Below are 16185 nucleotides of genomic sequence, written 5' to 3' on the forward strand. Positions count from 1 at the left end.
ATGTACATAAGTGATTCATCTTTAACACCAAGAAATTTTCTACTGGGAGGTATTAAACCAACTAGGTTGCGAAGCAAAATTTTACAGAGGAGATGCAAAACGTCAGTTAAACCCGTGAGCTATCGAACCTCATAGAAACACAAAAGAGGATACCAGTGATAATATCAGACGAAGCACATCTTTTATCAAGAGAAATGCTAGAGGAAGTACGGTTTCTCTTAAACTTTAAGATGGATTCATACAATCCAATGAGTTTAATTCTAGCGGGACAGAGTGAACTTAGAGATGTTCTGAAAAAACAGATATATGAGGCAATATGCCAAAGGATAGATATACGTTATCACCTTACCCCTTACGATCGGCAACAAACCGGAGAATACATCAAAAAGCATCTTGAATATGCAGGAGAAACCAGGGATATATTTACCGAGAAGGCTATTGGCGAAATTTATGACTATTCTCATGGAGTAGCAAGGAAAATCAATAAAGTATGTATAGCCTGCCTGATGCACGCAGCACAAAGGCAAACAAAGTTGATAGATGATCATGTAGTAAGGCTCATAATTGAAGATGAATTCAATTGGTAATTAATTACCCTGTTCGGTGAAGTATCGGACAGGGTTAATGAGCAAAATATACGGACACAAAATTTGGGCAAAGAGCGGTCAAACAGACCGAGCAGCGACAAATAACCAAGCACAAAAGTATAAAATAAGATATAAATTATAAAGCTTATCCGCGTTTTAAAGAAATAATCAATGTAGAATGAAAATGCAATATATAAAATCAAAAATACAAATGATTTTAGTTTGTTTTTAAATACAAAATCCTTTTGTCCTATTATGTACTGGTATACAAATAATATCAATATGCATTCCAATATACTATTGTTTAGTTGGATAAAAATACCTGTCAAACTCACATCCAAATATTGAGACCTCCGTTATTAAACAATGTGATTTTTTATTGCATAAACTGCAAGCTCTGTTCTATCATTCAAACGTGTTTTTTCAAATATTCTGGTAATTATATTTGCTATTCTACCTTTGCTTAAGAAGACTTCTTTGGCAATATCGGTATTTGATTTTCCTTTAGCTATTAAGTCAATTATCTCCAGCTCTTTTGAAGTAAATGTAATGTTTTGTTTGACGCTTTCATGTTTGCAATCATTAGAATCAGTTGTACCAACATTTTTAGTTAATATGGCAAGTGCATTTTTATGTATTACAGGTATTCCGGAGTATACACATTTAATTGCCAGTTTTAGCATCTCAGGGTTTATATCTTTCAAAATATACCCATCAGCTCCGTATTCCAATGATTTTGATATATATTTCTGATCCTCAAAAGAGGTTAACATCATCACTTTTATGGAGTCAAACTTTTCTTTTATTAGCTTAATACCTTCAAGACCATTATGTGATGGCATTATCACATCCATTAATACCACATCTGGCATATACTTACTACAGAGTTCAAAAGCTTCCAGACCATTTTGGGCAACTGAAACCACTTTAAAATCCGGTTCAAGCATAATTAAACTTTTAAGGCTTTCTCTCAAGATTTCCTGATCATCAGCAATTATTATGTTAATCATCTTAATTCCCCCCATTAGAATACTATTATAAAATTGTTATTCGAAATAGAAGCCGTTTCCAAAGTTTTCTATAGTCTATTAAATTTTACATCATATTGAGATAATTTTAAATATTACCAAAGTAATAACATATTTTTCCAAAATATTACTTTGGTAATATAAAACAAGTCTCCAGTAAAAACGGTATATGACCATGTTTATTGGAGACTTGTTTTTTTGGGTATAAATAACATTTAGCTTATTAAAATTTTATTTAATACTTTCAACCATAACTTCTATATCCACATCTTCACTATATTCAACAGCATCAAATCCAAATCCAAAAAGCTTAAAAAACTCTGTTCTATAGCCTTCTACATCAGAAATATCATTAATGTTATCATCATTTGCCTTATCCCATACTTTGGCTACTTCAGCTTGAACATCCTTTGCCATTTCCCAATCGTCCATGCAGATTCTCCCTTTACTATCCAGCTTCATATCACCTGAATATACTCTATCTTCAAGCATTCGGTACATCTGCTCTATGCAGCCCTCATGGGTATTTTTACTCTTCATTATTTTGAAAAGAATACTTACATAAAGTGAAATTACAGGTATAGCAGCACTGGCTTGTGTTACAACAGCTTTATTTATAGATACATATGCCTTGCCGCCAATATCTTTTAATTTATCAGTAATTTTATATGCTGTAGCCTCAAGATCATCTTTTGCCCTTCCTATGGTTCCCTCTCTATAGACAGCATGTGTCATTTCAGGACCGACGTATGAATATGCCAATGTTATAGCATTTTCAGCCAAAACATCAGCTTTTTTAAGCGCATCCATCCACATATCCCAGTCTTCCCCGCCCATCACAGCAACAGTCTGTCTGATTTCATCTTCATTAGCAGACTCAATAGTGATATTTTCAACTTTTCCAGTATGGAAATTCACTGTCTTTGAAGTATATGCAGGTCCTATTGGCTTAATAACAGAATTAAATATTTCTCCTGTATCCGGATGAGTTCTCCTTGGTGATGCCAAACTGTAAATAACCAAATCAACCTTACCAAGGTCTTTTTTAATTAATTCAATAGTTTGCTGCTTAATTTCATTTGAGAAAGCGTCACCATTTATACTTTTAGCATATATCCCCTCTTCTTTTGCAATCTTCTCAAAAGCCGCTGAATTGTACCACCCTGCTGAAGCTGTTCTGTTTCCAGATGCAGGCTTTTCAAAAAACAGACCAATTGTAGCAGCACCACAGCCAAAGGCCGCCGCTATTCTTGATGATAGACCATATCCTGTTGAAGCACCTATAACTAGTACTTTTTTTGCCCCATTAATTTTCTTTTGTTTTTTAACGTACTCCACTTGCTGTCTGACATTATATTCACAACCTACAGGATGTGATGTTGTACAAATAAACCCACGGAATTTTGGTGTTATAATCATATTAACTATCATTCCTTTCGCTGTGCGATCTATGCACAAAGTATTAATAAACTATCTAACTTATTTTTCAAGCAACCTCTATATTGTCATTGTATAATTTGCAATTACGCCTATCAGCACTATCTCAATACAAGTATTAACATTTTAGAGTTATTATAGCATATTATATTATAAATTAAAACTAGATATTATAACTTGGTAATAATTATTTTAATTTCGATACATGAAAAAGAGGCCTTAAAGCAGAAAATAATAGAAGGTGGAAAAATAAATTTTCACACCTTCCATTATCTCTACAGAAAAACAAAACTATCGCGTTTTACCTAAAACACGTTCCTGGATGTTGTTAGGAACTTCTTCAAAGTGACTGGTCTGCATGCTGAAATTTCCACGTCCCTGTGTTTTAGAACGAAGGGGTGTTGAGAAATCAAACATTTCAGAAAGCGGTACATTAGCTCTGATCATTTGACAGCCAGATCTCGCTTCTATTCCCTCTAGCCTGCCCCGTCTGATATTGATTTCGCCAATTCCTTCACCTGTGTATTCTTCCGGAACAGATACATCAACTCTCATTATAGGTTCCAACAATATAGGCTCCGCCTTTCGACATGCCTCTTTAAATGCTATGGAACCAGCAGTCCTAAATGCCATTTCTGAGGAATCAACTTCATGGTATGAACCATCTAATAGAGTAACCCTTATATCTACAACATTGTAGCCACCTAAAACTCCACAATTCAAAGCATCTCGAATACCGGATTCTATTGGACCTATGTATTCTTTTGGAATAGCCCCACCTGTAATTTTGGAAATAAACTCGAAACCACTTCCACGTTCCATGGGCTCAATTTCCAATACGCAGTGAGCATACTGCCCGCCTCCGCCAGTTTGTTTAACTAACTTACCTTCTGCTTTAGCTTTCTTACGAATGGTTTCCTTGTAGGCAACTTTAGGTTTACCAATATTAGCCTCAACATTAAACTCAGTCATCATACGGTCTACAATGACTTCCAAGTGAAGTTCACCCATTCCTTCAATGATAAATTGTATATTATATATTTATCATAGATAGAATCTCTGGGAGATTTTTTTATGTTATAATAAATACCAATAATTTTACTCATTGAATAAGAGGAGGATTTATATGCCCCAAATCTTAATTGTTGAAGATGATGTTGCTCTCAGTAACGGTATTGTCCTTGCAATGAAAAAGGAAGGCTTCGAGTTTATTCAATGTTTTGACAAAAAGTCAGCAGAGAAAGAATTTGCCTGTCAGAAATTTGACCTTATTATATTGGACATAAACCTGCCCGATGGAAGTGGTCTCGACTTTTGCCAAATAGTACGCAATAGTTCAGATGTGCCTGTTATCTTTCTGACAGCAAACGATATGGAAATAGATGTTGTAACGGGCTTTGAAATAGGAGCAAATGACTATATTACCAAACCATTCAGCCTTGCAATTCTTCGGGCAAGAATATTGGCACAACTACGAAAACCCACTGAAAAAACGAAGAGTGGTAAATATACAGTAAATGGAATTTACTTTGATTTTGATGCTATGTTGTTTACAAAAAACGGCAAGGAGATTGAGCTGAGTAAGACTGAGCAAAAACTGCTCCGTATTCTGCTGGAAAATCGGGGAAACATTCTTACTCGTGATACCCTTATAGACAGAGTGTGGAGTGATGGGGCGGATTTTGTAAACGAAAATGCCCTCTCTGTCACAATTCGAAGGTTACGGAACAAACTCGAGGATGATCCGTCTCAACCTGTATATATTCAAACAGTATATGGCATGGGCTATACATGGAAGGTGAAATCAGATGTATAATGTTGTATCGTATAATGGATTGCAAGCTGTTTTAATGATTTTGATTTTTGCAGCCGGAGTATTAATTGGTGCAACTGTCTTTGTAGTTATCAATCGTATTCGGTCACAAAGGCTGCTTAAGAGGTTGGAGAAGATCATTGACAACGTTACTTTAGGCAGTTTTAATGAGGAAACCTTCGATGAATCCATTCTGTCGGCACTTGAATCAAAGCTAAAACGAGAGTTTGGCATCTTAAGCAGCAACCAAAAAGCACTTTTTGAAGAGCGAAATAAGATCAAGACGCTCATATCAGATATTTCTCACCAAACCAAGACTCCAATTTCGAATATTCTGCTATATATTAACCTGCTCTCGGAGGAAAGCTTGACTGAGGATCAAAAAAGGCTTGTCAGCGAGGTTGAAAGACAATCGGATAAATTGAGTTTTCTTATTCAGTCACTGGTCAAAATGTCACGCATGGAAACGGGCATTATATCGGTAAAGCCTCAAAAATGTTCAGTCAAAAAGCTTATTGAGGAGTGCGCAGCAAACCTTTCCCCAAAGGTGTCAGCAAAGCAGATTACTATAAGCCAAAGCTGTAATGATATTGAGGCTGTGTTTGACCATAAATGGACTTGTGAAGCAGTGATGAATATTCTGGATAATGCCGTAAAATATACATCTGAAAGCGGTAAAGTAATAATTTCAGCAACTGCATATGAGATGTTTGTACGAATAGATATTTGTGATAATGGAATGGGAATATCAGAAGATGAACAGGCAAAGATATTTCAAAGGTTTTACCGCTCGCCTCAGGTTCACAGTGAGGAGGGTGTTGGTATTGGATTGTACCTCGCAAGAGAGATTATCTGTGCACAAGGAGGATACATTAAAGTAGACTCAAAGGTTGGAAGGGGTTCTACATTTTCTGTATTTCTTCCGCACGGTTAGAATTGTGTCAAAACTGTTAGATTTCAGAAAGCTTCTCGAAAGATTGATGTACTAAACTTAAGATAATAAATACAGGAGGTGCTTTAATGAGTATTCTGGAGACAACAGATTTGAATAAATTTTATGGTACTGAACCAAATCTTGTACGAGCATTGGACAAAGTAAATTTGTCTATTGAACCTTGCGAATTTGTAGCAGTTGTAGGAACATCAGGCAGTGGAAAGTAAACACTTTTACATATGCTTGGAGGTCTTGACCGTCCAACAAGCGGCATAGTGAAGGTTGACGGGAAGGATATTTTTTCTTTAAAGGATGATGAGCTGACTATTTTTCGAAGACGGAAAATCGGATTCGTTTTTCAAAGCTATAATCTTGTGCCTGTGTTGAATGTGTATGAAAACATTGTACTTCCCATCGAGTTGGACGGTAATAAGGTGGATGGGGAATATATAGAAAAAATTGTAACAACCTTAGGACTTGAGAGCAAACTGAACAATCTGCCCAATCAGCTTTCGGGCGGACAGCAGCAGAGGGTTGCAATTGCAAGGGCAATAGCAACAAAACCTGCCATTGTTCTTGCAGATGAGCCTACAGGTAACTTAGACAGCAGAACAAGCCAGGATGTCTTAGGTCTTTTAAAGGTTACAGGTGAGAAATTCGGTCAAACCATTGTGATGATTACTCATAATGAAGAACTTGCACAAATGGCTGACCGCATCATAAGAATTGAAGACGGCAGGATTTCAGGTGGTGATAGCAATGGTTAAGGTGTCAAACAGGAAGGCTGTCTCAAATCTTGCGCTAAAGAGTTACAAAGCAAACAGGTCCCGAAACTCTATTGCTATTTTGGCAATTATACTTACCACAATTTTGTTTACTACCCTTTTTACAATTGGAACAGGAATGATTGAGAGTATTGAGGAGAGCAGTATGCGCATGGCTGGCGGTTATGCACATGGTTCTTTTAAATACCTATCTCATGAGCAATATGAAAGACTTGCAAAACATCCTTTAATTAAAGAGGTTGGTTTGAGTATATATGCAGGTGAAGCAGTCAATGAAAAACTCCTGAAACGCTACACAGAAATCGATTATAACGATAAAACAAGTGCAAAGCTTGGTTTTAACTTTCCTACAACAGGGAGACTACCCATGGCCAAGAATGAGATTTCAACAGATACTGTCACTTTGGATCTTCTTGGAGTTCCACACAAAATCGGGCAAAAGGTAACTTTGCTCTGTGATTTTAGGGATAGGACAGAAGAAAAAGAGTTTATACTTACCGGATACTACAAGGGTGATCCAGCATTTTCGGCTGGAATTATAACGGTCTCAAAGGAATTTATTGAAGTAAACCTTGCGGGAAGAGGACAGCAATACTATAAAAATGGTGATAGTATTGGCTCCTGCCAGGCTCATGTACTCTTTAAAAACAGTCGCAATATTGATGCGAATATGATGATGGTTATTTCAGATAGCGGCTATAAAGTTGAGGGAAATGGTGAAAATGTAATTCAATATGGTGCAAACTGGGCTTATTTTTCTACAACTTCCGAAGGTAACCTTTCGGTCTGGTTTGCAATATTGATAGGTGCTTTGTTGATAGTGTTTACGGGATATTTGATAATCTAGGATATCCGATTTTATGGCCTTCTAAAGACTATAGGTACAACAAAAAAGCAAATAAAGAGAATACTTCTGGTACAAGCACTAAAAATGTCCGCAATAGGAATTCCAGCTGGTTTGGTATTTGGGTTTTTATTGGGAAAAATCCTGCTGCCTTTAATTTTAAAAGGTTCGAGTACAATCGTTGCAACAGTTTCTATTAATCCTGTTATTTTTATTGGCTCAGCAATATTTGCACTGTTTACTGTATATATCAGCTGTAGAAAACCTGCAAAAACAGCATCATATATTTCGCCTGTTGAAGCTGTAAAATACAACGGTGTGAGTAGTAATATTCATAGCAGATCGAACAGAGCAAAAAATGGAACTAATGGCGGTAAGCTACATAAAATGGCCTTTTCAAACCTTGGAAGAAACAAGAAGAGGACTTTTATTACAGTGGTTTCTATTTCTTTGAGTTTAGTTTTACTTAATACAGTGTATACTCTTACAGGAAGTTTTAATATGGATAAGTTTGTCAGCAAATTTATCCATGTTGACTTTCAGGTTGCTCATGCTGCATATTACAAATATAAATTTAGCGCCGAGACTCCAGTTTCGAAGACAATGATTTCTGCTATTGAAGGGCAGAAAAGCTTTGACAGAGGCGGGGTGATTTATAATATTCCTCAGATGATGATTATATCAAAATATGATGGAAATGTTGAATACGAGGCTGGCAAAATACACTTACCTGATGGTTCTTCTTTTACTTCTGCAGATATTTATGCAATGGAGGATTTTGTACTTGAAAACCTTGAAATCGTGAAGGGAAGGTATGATAAAGAAAAATTCAGAACCGGAAAATTCCTGCTTCTTGGTCTAAACGATGATGATAACGGAAATATCATGTATGATAAAGCTTTATATAAGATTGGAGAAAAGGTAAAGTTAAAAGCTTTTCAGGATGCTTCAAGTACGAACTTTGATGATGCAAAGGAATACGAGGTTATGGGGTATTACCGTATGCGACCTACAAATTGCAGCCGTTGTTATGGAACCGTTACGTTCGCCATGCCGCTTGAAGAATTACGTACCTACGATAAAAATCCTATACCTATGACTTACATTTGCAATGCAAAGGCTGGTAAAGAGGATGAACTTGAAGCATTTATAAAGTCTTACACAGAATCTGTGGAGATTCAAATGTCGTACAATTCCCGTGAAACATATAAAAAGGAATTTGAAGATTTGCAAAATACGATACTTTCCGTAGGCGGAGTGCTTTGCCTGATAATCGGAATTATAGGAATATTAAACTTTATAAACTCGGTATTCACAAGCATTATCACGCGGCGGAGGGAGTTTGCAATGATGGAAAGCGTGGGTATGACAAAGAGGCAGCTCAGAAAGATGATTATATATGAAGGCCTATATTGTGGTTTTTATACTATAGCTGTTTCATTCATCTTAACAATAATATTCACTTTAGGTGTTCTTTCGCAGCTTTCAAAAGCGGTTTGGTTTATGAGCTATAAGTTTGAATTACTGCCATTGCTTATTTCATATCCTGTATTGCTTATTTTATCGGCATTAATTCCGTATCTGGCATTTATAGGAGTAGACAAACAGAGTGTTGTGGAACGACTGAGGATTGCAGAGTGATGTAAATTTTTTAGTAAAAACAAGGTAGAACCCCTAGTACTAAATAAAAATCTTTCAGGCATTTAACTCCTTAGATTTTAGGACATTTGCCTCGCAAATTCGTCAAATAAAAACGGGCTACTGTCCTAATGCAGTAACCCGTTTTGCATATCAATTATTCGAATTCAGTTTCTTCCAATCTGTGCTTGGATTCTTCAATTACTTTCTGACTTACATTAGGCGGCGCTTCTTCATAGCGTTCAAACCATAATTTGAATCTGCCCCTTCCTTGAGTCATAGAAGTCAAATCTGTGGCATACTTAAACATTTCTGCCTGCGGAACTTCTGCTAAGACCTGTTGGATGCCTCCATCCTGCGGGTTCATCCCCATAACTCTTCCTCTTCTCTTATTGAGGTCTCCTATAATTTCACCCATGTAACTATCAGGTACATAAACTTCAACATGTGCTATAGGTTCGAGCAACACAGGTGATGCTTGTTCTAAACCCTTCTTATAAGCTAAATGGGCAGCAATCTTAAATGCCATTTCAGAGGAGTCAACAGCATGATAAGATCCATCAACAAGGGTTGCTTTGAGGTTAACAACCGGATAACCTGCCAGAACTCCTTTTTTAATACTTTCCTGAAGACCTTTCTCTACAGCCGGGAAATACTGTCGCGGCACCGAACCTCCAAATATCTTTTCTTCAAAAGTCAAACCCTCATTTTGGCCAGGTTCAAATTCAATCCACACATGTCCATATTGGCCATGTCCACCCGATTGCTTTTTATGCTTTCCTTCAACTTTAACCTTCTTTTTAATTGTCTCTCTATATGGAACTATGGGGTCTGTAAGATTAACCGATACACCAAACTTTGCTTTAAGTTTGCTTACAACTACATCCAAGTGTATTTCGCCTATTCCTGAAATAATAGTTTGATGCGTTTCTGTATTTAATAAAACCTTAAAGGTAGGATCTTCATCTTGAAGCCTATGGAAACCGGTACCGATTTTCTCCTCGTCTCCCTTGGTCTTCGGTTCAACAGCCATTGATATAACAGGCTCTGGAAACTCAATTTTATCCAATACTACTGCATTTGACTGACTGCACAATGTATCATTTGTATTAACACTTTGAAGCTTTGCAACTGCTCCTATATCACCAGCTACAAGCATAGTTACCGGAATTTGTTTTTTCCCTCTTAACACGAACAATTGTGATATCTTCTCAGCTTTATCAGTAGCTGCGTCATATACTGTAGAATCAGATTTCAACACTCCGGAAAATACCCTCATCATTGAAATCTTACCAACAAACGGGTCTGCTATAGTCTTAAATACCAGAGCAGAAAGCGGCGAACTCTGATCTGCTTTCAACTCAACAATCGCATCACTTCCCTGTTTAGTAGCTTTAACCACTCCAGACTCAATCGGCGAAGGCATCAGGTGTATTATTGAATCCATAAGAATCTTTATGCCTTGATTTGTTAATGCTGATCCACAGAAAACCGGCACCAAAGATTCATCCTTTATTCCCTCATGCAGCCCTTTGGCAAACTCTTCTTCCGTAAATTCAATTCCGTCAAAAAATTTGCTCATCAGCTCTTCACTTGTCTCTGCGACAGCCTCTTTTAGTGAGTTCCTTATTTCTTCAACTTTATCCTTCAAATTAGCCGGAATATCTATATCTACCAATTTATCCTTATCAAATTTCATTGCTGTCATCGTAACAAGATTTATAAAGCCTATAAATTTTCCACCTTCTGTTATCGGTATTTCAAAAGCTACAACATTTTTTCCAAACGTGCTGATCAACTGATCCAACACTTTATAGAAGTCTTCATTTTCATCATCCATACCATTTACAAAAAACATTCTGGGGATGTTTCTTTCATTTGCATATGCCCATGCTTTTTCGGTTCCGACTGCCACACCACTTTTGGCTGGCACCACAATAATTGCACTGTCAGCAACTCTAATACCTTGCTTAACTTCTCCTACAAAATCGAAATACCCGGGAGTGTCAATTACATTGATCTTGTGATCTTTCCATTCACAAGTACAGACAGATGTGCTAATAGAATTCTTTCGCTTTATTTCTTCAGGGTCAAAGTCCGATGTAGTTGTTCCATCTTCAACCCGTCCAAACCTTTCCAAAACGCCTGAATTAAACAGCATCGCTTCAGTAAGGGTTGTCTTACCCGCCCCTCCATGCGAGATCAGGCAGACATTTCTGATTTTGTCAGAAGTAAAGTCTTTCATACCAATTCCCCCTTTAATATTTAATATATTATTTAAAACCAACTATAAGGTTACGAAGGATTATGTACAACTTTAAGACTTTAAACAAACTAAACAACCGGTATAATATTATATTAACAATATAATTCTATTAATCTTCCAATTTTCCTTTTCTCATAAAAAGTTTTTTGCTTTGCTTTCATTATAATATATATACTAATATGTGTAAATAATGAGTAACATTTCTAGCCCCCTTATATCTCTTATTCTTATTGACAATTCTATATTATCATTGTAAATTAAAAGAAAGTAACAAATGGTCTGAAAAATGCACAGAAATATTTATTTCCCTGTTCTTCGAAAATTTTCTTTATCTAATGGGTTAAAATATACACTACATATAGCTTCTTTATTACTTATCTCAAGTAGTATTGAAGATTGGAAATATATTATTAAAAAAGAATTTGCAGGTAGAAAGGAAGGTACATTTATGATTATTGTAATGAAACCTAGTTCTAAGGATAATGATATACAGGAAATCTCAAAAATTCTTAGTTCTCTTGGTCTTGGGGTACATATTTCAAAAGGCTCCGAAAGAACTATTATAGGTATAATAGGTGATAAAAGGAAGTTGAATGATGTTCCTTTAGAGTTAATGTCTGGTGTTGAAAAACTTGTTCCTATAGTGGAATCATATAAATTGGCTGGCAAAACTTTTAAGCCTGAATCAAGTATTGTTGAAGTCAATGGTGTTAAAATCGGCGGCAAGGAATTGGTCATAATGGCAGGACCTTGTGCAGTTGAAAGTCATGATCAGATTATATCTGCTGCTGTTGCTGTAAAAAAGTCAGGTGCTCAATTCTTGCGGGGCGGCGCATTCAAACCCAGAACTTCTCCATATGCCTTCCAAGGGCTTGAAGAAGAAGGCCTCAAACTATTGAAGGAAGCAAAGGATGCAACCGGCCTCAACATAATAACTGAAGTTACCAGTGAAAAAGCTGTTGAGATTGCAGATAAATATGTTGACATGTTCCAGATAGGTGCTAGAAACGTTCAGAATTTCCAACTGCTAAGAGAGATTGGAAAATCAAAAAAACCTGTTTTGTTTAAGCGCGGTTCAGCTACTACTATTGACGAATGGTTGAACGCTGCTGAATATATTATGAATGAAGGTAATTATAATGTAGTTCTTTGCGAAAGAGGTATTAGAACCTTTGAAACTGCAACAAGGAACACATTAGATATAAGTGCGGTTCCTGTAGTAAAAAACATGAGCCATTTGCCTATAATTGTAGATCCAAGCCATGCAGCCGGCAAAACTCAATATATACTTCCTCTTTCAAAAGCAGCTATAGCTGCAGGAGCTGATGGTTTGATAATTGAAGTTCATCCAAACCCTAAATGTGCATTATCAGATGCAGCACAACAGTTAACACCTGAAGATTTTGACGATTTGTGTAAAGATATTGCTAAAATTGCCGAAATATTAGGAAGAGAGTTTAAACATGGCGGTTAAAAAGGTTACAGTTATTGGACTTGGGCTTATAGGTGGCTCACTGGCAAAAGCACTAAAGGAACGTTTGGATATTACTGACATCACAGCTGTCGATATAAGTAATCAAAGCTTAGATCAGGCATTGAAAGAAGGGTATGTATCACATGGGTACACAGAGCTAAATGATGATGTATATAATTCAGACCTAATTTTCGTTTGTACCCCGGTAAAAAATGCTATTGAATATATAAAGAAACTTGCCAAAAAAGTTGGACCTGATTGCCTAATAACTGATGTTGCAAGTACTAAGTCGGAGATTGTAAATTTTGTGAATTCAATGGATAATCCTCCCCGCTTTATAGGTGGACATCCAATGGCAGGTACTGAAAAATCTGGTTTTATGTCAAGTTTGTCACATTTGTTTGAGAATGCATATTATATTCTAACACCGGCTAAGAGTACGCAGAACACTGATATTGAAACTATGCGCGATATAATAAACCACATAGGAGGACTTCCCGTAGTAATAGATGCAGAAGATCATGATTTTGTAACAGCCACAATAAGTCATGTTCCCCATATTATTGCATCAGCATTAGTAAACCTGGTTGGAAAATCAGACTATCCTGATGGTAAGATGCAAACCTTAGCTGCAGGTGGATTTAAAGATATAACGCGAATTGCATCCTCAAGTCCTGAAATGTGGGAAAATGTAGTATTGAGCAACAAGCAAAAAATTAAAGGAGTTTTAGATACCTTTGTTGAAACATTATATGAATTTAAACAGCGTATGGATGATAATGACTCCAAAGGTATAAACAACTATTTTAGCACAGCCAAAGAACTACGCGACTCTATACCGGATAATAGAAAAGGACTGCTTATTTCTCTATACGAAGTCATAGTTGACGTTGTAGACAAACCTGGCATAATTGGTGAGATTGCAACAATACTTGGTAATAACGGAATTAATATAAAAAATATAAATGTTTCAAATAGCAGAGAGTTTGAACAGGGATGCCTAAGAATTACCCTGCCGGATTCTGAAAGTGTAAAAAGTGCTGTTGGGTTACTGTCAAACCAAGGATATAAAGTCTATAAAATTTAGGAATATTATTATATTTACCTATGGATCTTGCATAGTAATATTATTAACTTGCTATTCAAACAGTCTTAATAACTTTAGCATAAAGGTTTGTAATGGTAAAAAGTGCAAGTAATTGCTTAAGATCCAAAGATATAATTAACAATATAGCTGCAATTGCACCTAATGCTTTGTAACACGCCATTATAATGTTTTTAATGTGTGGATAGGTACAACTCACTTACTAAAGGAATGGGGGAATACAGTGTGTTAATTGAACAAAGGGATTCTTTGAGAGGCGAAATAACGGTACCTGGCGATAAATCAATTTCTCACAGAGCAATACTTTTAGGTTCTCTCGCTAAGGGAACAACTGAAATTGATGGATTCCTTATGGGAGAAGATTGTCTAAGTACCATAGATTGTTTTAGAAAGATGCATGTTAGCATAGAAATTCTCGCTAATAGCAAGATAAAGATACAGGGCAACGGCCTTTATGGCTTAAAGCCTCCATCTTCCGCATTGAATGCAGGAAGGTCAGGAACCGCCCTGAGACTTTTGCTTGGAGTTTTAGCAAGCCAGCCTTTTAATTCAGTATTGACAAGAGATGAATCATCTGTCAGAAAACCAATTGGAAAAGTTGTTAAACCACTTAGGGATATGGGAGCAATTATTAACGGAAGAGACGACGGCAATCTATGTCCTCTAACCATATTTCCCTCCAAGTTAAAAGGTCAAACTCATAATCTTTCCTTAAGAGACACTCATATTAAATCACCACTTCTTTTAGCCGGCCTTTATGCTCAAGGGGATACCAAAGTAGTTGAAGCTGTAAAATCAAGAGACCACACAGAACTTATGTTAAATTACTTTGGCGCAGATATATCTGTAAACGGCTTGGAAGTAACAGCACATAGTGTTGAAAATCTGTATGCCCAGAACATTGAAGTTCCGGGAGATATTTCAATAGCAAGTTACTTTATTACCGCAGGACTGATAGTACCAAACTCCGATATAGTTATAAAGAATGTAGGCGTTAATCCGACAAGGACTGGTATTATTGATGTATACAGGTCAATGGGCGCCAAAATCGAAATACTAAATGAGCGTACTGTAAGTAACGAAAAGGTTGCAGACATAAGAGTTGTATCCTCTCCATTAAAAGCTGTAACAATCGAAGGTGACCTAATTCCAAGACTTATAGATGAAATCCCGGTTATAGCGGTTGCAGCTATTATGGCAAGCGGTAAAACTATTATTAACAACTTAAAAGGCTTTAAAATAAAAGATTCAGGCAAGCTCAAGATGCTGTCGACAGAACTTTCAAAACTTGGTGCTTCAGTTCAGGAAACAGAAGACGGAATGATAATTGAAGGCGGCAGAAAACTGACCGGCACAATAGTTGAAGGATACAATTATCCGGCTATTACCATGGCTTTATGTGTCGCAGGTCTTGTAGCCGATGGAGAAACCATGATAAGGAAAACACAAGTCTTAGACATTGCATATCCAGAATTTATTTCCGTACTAAACAGACTTTAATTTATAGTTTTAAGATAAAAAAGAATTAGCTTTGGTCAAAACCAAGCTAATTCTTTTTATGTTATAATAATAATTCAGCTATTCCTTACATTTTTAGATACGGGTTATTATGAATTTTTGAGTTTCTCACTCAATTTATAACCTAAAACCATTAAACTGTCGCTTAAGTGAACGTTCTCAATAATTACATCATAAGGAATTTTCAAATCCATAGGTGAAAAATTCCACAAACCCTTTATACCTAGTCGCGCTACCCTATCTGCAACTAAAGGAGTTTGGTCATATGGAACACAAAGCATTGCAATATCAACTTTATTGTTCTTTACATACTCCTCTAAAGTATTCAAATCCATAATTTCAACATTATTTATTTTTTTACCAATCAAATTTGGATTGACATCAAAAATTGCCTGAAGCTCAAAACCTCTTTTTTCGAAATTAGTATAGTTTGAAAGTGCCTGTCCCATGTTACCTGCACCGATTATTATAAACTTAAATTTATTATTAACTCCAAGGATATTCCCTATTTCATTATAAAGGTGCTCAACATTATATCCATATCCCTGCTGTCCAAATCCACCAAAGCAGTTTAAATCCTGACGTATTTGCGAAGCTGTAATGCCCATCCTTATACTTAACTCTTTGGAAGAAATTCTTGTAATCCCTAACTTTAGTAAATCGGATAAATACCTATAATATCTAGGCAAACGCTTAATTACAGCAATAGAAATCTTTTTATCCGGACTCATCACTTTCTTTCACCTCAATCTTTTT

Annotated in this window: 13 protein-coding genes and 2 pseudogenes; 9 read left to right on the plus strand and 6 right to left on the minus strand. The window is 36.3% G+C overall.

Going from position 1 to position 16185, the window contains the following annotated elements; all coding sequences use genetic code 11:
* Positions 1–155: 155 nt before the first annotated feature.
* Positions 156–587, plus strand: coding sequence for an ExeA family protein (locus ACECE_RS26785; protein ID WP_010245679.1), 432 nt, complete (start codon positions 156–158; stop codon positions 585–587).
* Positions 588–946: 359 nt separating this feature from the next.
* Here ACECE_RS26785 and ACECE_RS0206440 read toward each other — a convergent pair whose 3' ends face one another.
* The 3 genes and pseudogenes from ACECE_RS0206440 to fusA (ACECE_RS0206450) form a co-directional block, all read right to left on the minus strand.
* A complete protein-coding gene (locus ACECE_RS0206440) occupies positions 947–1597 on the minus strand; it encodes a response regulator transcription factor (RefSeq protein WP_010245681.1) in 651 nt (216 codons plus the stop codon).
* Between the two features lie 249 nt (positions 1598–1846).
* Positions 1847–3034 (minus strand): enoyl-ACP reductase FabV, encoded by a 1188-nt coding sequence (gene fabV / locus ACECE_RS0206445; protein ID WP_010245682.1) that lies wholly within the window; start codon positions 3032–3034, stop codon positions 1847–1849.
* A 309-nt stretch (positions 3035–3343) separates the two neighbouring features.
* A pseudogene (gene fusA / locus ACECE_RS0206450) lies at positions 3344–4081 on the minus strand (elongation factor G); the annotation flags it as partial.
* A gap of 97 nt (positions 4082–4178) precedes the next feature.
* On the opposite strand from fusA (ACECE_RS0206450), the gene ACECE_RS0206455 reads away from it, so the two are divergent.
* The 5 genes and pseudogenes from ACECE_RS0206455 (at position 4179) to ACECE_RS29140 (ending at position 9069) form a co-directional block, all read left to right on the plus strand.
* Complete coding sequence (locus ACECE_RS0206455) at positions 4179–4868, plus strand: response regulator transcription factor (protein WP_010245686.1); 690 nt, start codon at positions 4179–4181, stop codon at positions 4866–4868.
* On the plus strand, positions 4861–5799 hold the full coding sequence (locus ACECE_RS0206460) for a sensor histidine kinase (RefSeq protein ID WP_010245688.1): 939 nt from the start codon (positions 4861–4863) through the stop codon (positions 5797–5799). The genes ACECE_RS0206455 and ACECE_RS0206460 overlap by 8 nt, the downstream gene beginning before the upstream one ends.
* Positions 5800–5885: 86 nt before the next feature.
* Positions 5886–6566, plus strand: a pseudogene (locus ACECE_RS26790) (ABC transporter ATP-binding protein).
* Positions 6559–7431 carry a hypothetical protein gene (locus ACECE_RS29135; RefSeq protein ID WP_051033533.1) on the plus strand — a complete coding sequence of 291 codons (873 nt, stop codon included), beginning with the start codon at positions 6559–6561 and terminating at the stop codon, positions 7429–7431. The pseudogene ACECE_RS26790 and the gene ACECE_RS29135 overlap by 8 nt, the downstream one beginning before the upstream one ends.
* A 3-nt stretch (positions 7432–7434) precedes the next feature.
* Positions 7435–9069 (plus strand): ABC transporter permease, encoded by a 1635-nt coding sequence (locus tag ACECE_RS29140; RefSeq protein ID WP_268871013.1) that lies wholly within the window; start codon positions 7435–7437, stop codon positions 9067–9069.
* Between the two features lie 154 nt (positions 9070–9223).
* Here the strand turns inward: ACECE_RS29140 and fusA (ACECE_RS0206475) are convergent, their stop codons facing one another.
* Entirely contained in the window at positions 9224–11311 is a 2088-nt protein-coding gene (gene fusA, locus ACECE_RS0206475; protein ID WP_010245695.1) for an elongation factor G, read from the minus strand.
* Positions 11312–11780: 469 nt separating this feature from the next.
* Here fusA (ACECE_RS0206475) and aroF point away from each other — a divergent pair, with 469 nt between their 5' ends.
* Both aroF and ACECE_RS0206485 read left to right on the plus strand, forming a co-directional pair.
* The gene (aroF, locus tag ACECE_RS0206480; RefSeq protein WP_010245697.1) at positions 11781–12806 is read left to right on the plus strand and encodes a 3-deoxy-7-phosphoheptulonate synthase; all 1026 of its coding nucleotides are present in this window, start codon (positions 11781–11783) and stop codon (positions 12804–12806) included.
* The gene (locus tag ACECE_RS0206485; protein WP_010245700.1) at positions 12796–13893 is read left to right on the plus strand and encodes a prephenate dehydrogenase; all 1098 of its coding nucleotides are present in this window, start codon (positions 12796–12798) and stop codon (positions 13891–13893) included. Before aroF ends, ACECE_RS0206485 begins: the two co-directional genes overlap by 11 nt.
* A gap of 55 nt (positions 13894–13948) precedes the next feature.
* On the opposite strand, the gene ACECE_RS32555 is transcribed toward ACECE_RS0206485, so the two are convergent.
* Positions 13949–14074 (minus strand): hypothetical protein, encoded by a 126-nt coding sequence (locus ACECE_RS32555; RefSeq protein WP_456048995.1) that lies wholly within the window; start codon positions 14072–14074, stop codon positions 13949–13951.
* Between the two features lie 62 nt (positions 14075–14136).
* On the opposite strand from ACECE_RS32555, the gene aroA reads away from it, so the two are divergent.
* Positions 14137–15411: a 3-phosphoshikimate 1-carboxyvinyltransferase gene (gene aroA, locus ACECE_RS0206490; RefSeq protein WP_010245703.1), complete on the plus strand. Its 1275-nt coding sequence runs from the start codon at positions 14137–14139 to the stop codon at positions 15409–15411.
* Between the two features lie 107 nt (positions 15412–15518).
* On the opposite strand, the gene ACECE_RS0206495 is transcribed toward aroA, so the two are convergent.
* The gene (locus tag ACECE_RS0206495) at positions 15519–16160 is read right to left on the minus strand and encodes a redox-sensing transcriptional repressor Rex (protein WP_010245705.1); all 642 of its coding nucleotides are present in this window, start codon (positions 16158–16160) and stop codon (positions 15519–15521) included.
* Positions 16161–16185 lie beyond the last annotated feature (25 nt).

The sequence above is a fragment of the Acetivibrio cellulolyticus CD2 genome, from assembly GCF_000179595.2.
GTDB lineage: Bacteria > Bacillota > Clostridia > Acetivibrionales > Acetivibrionaceae > Acetivibrio > Acetivibrio cellulolyticus.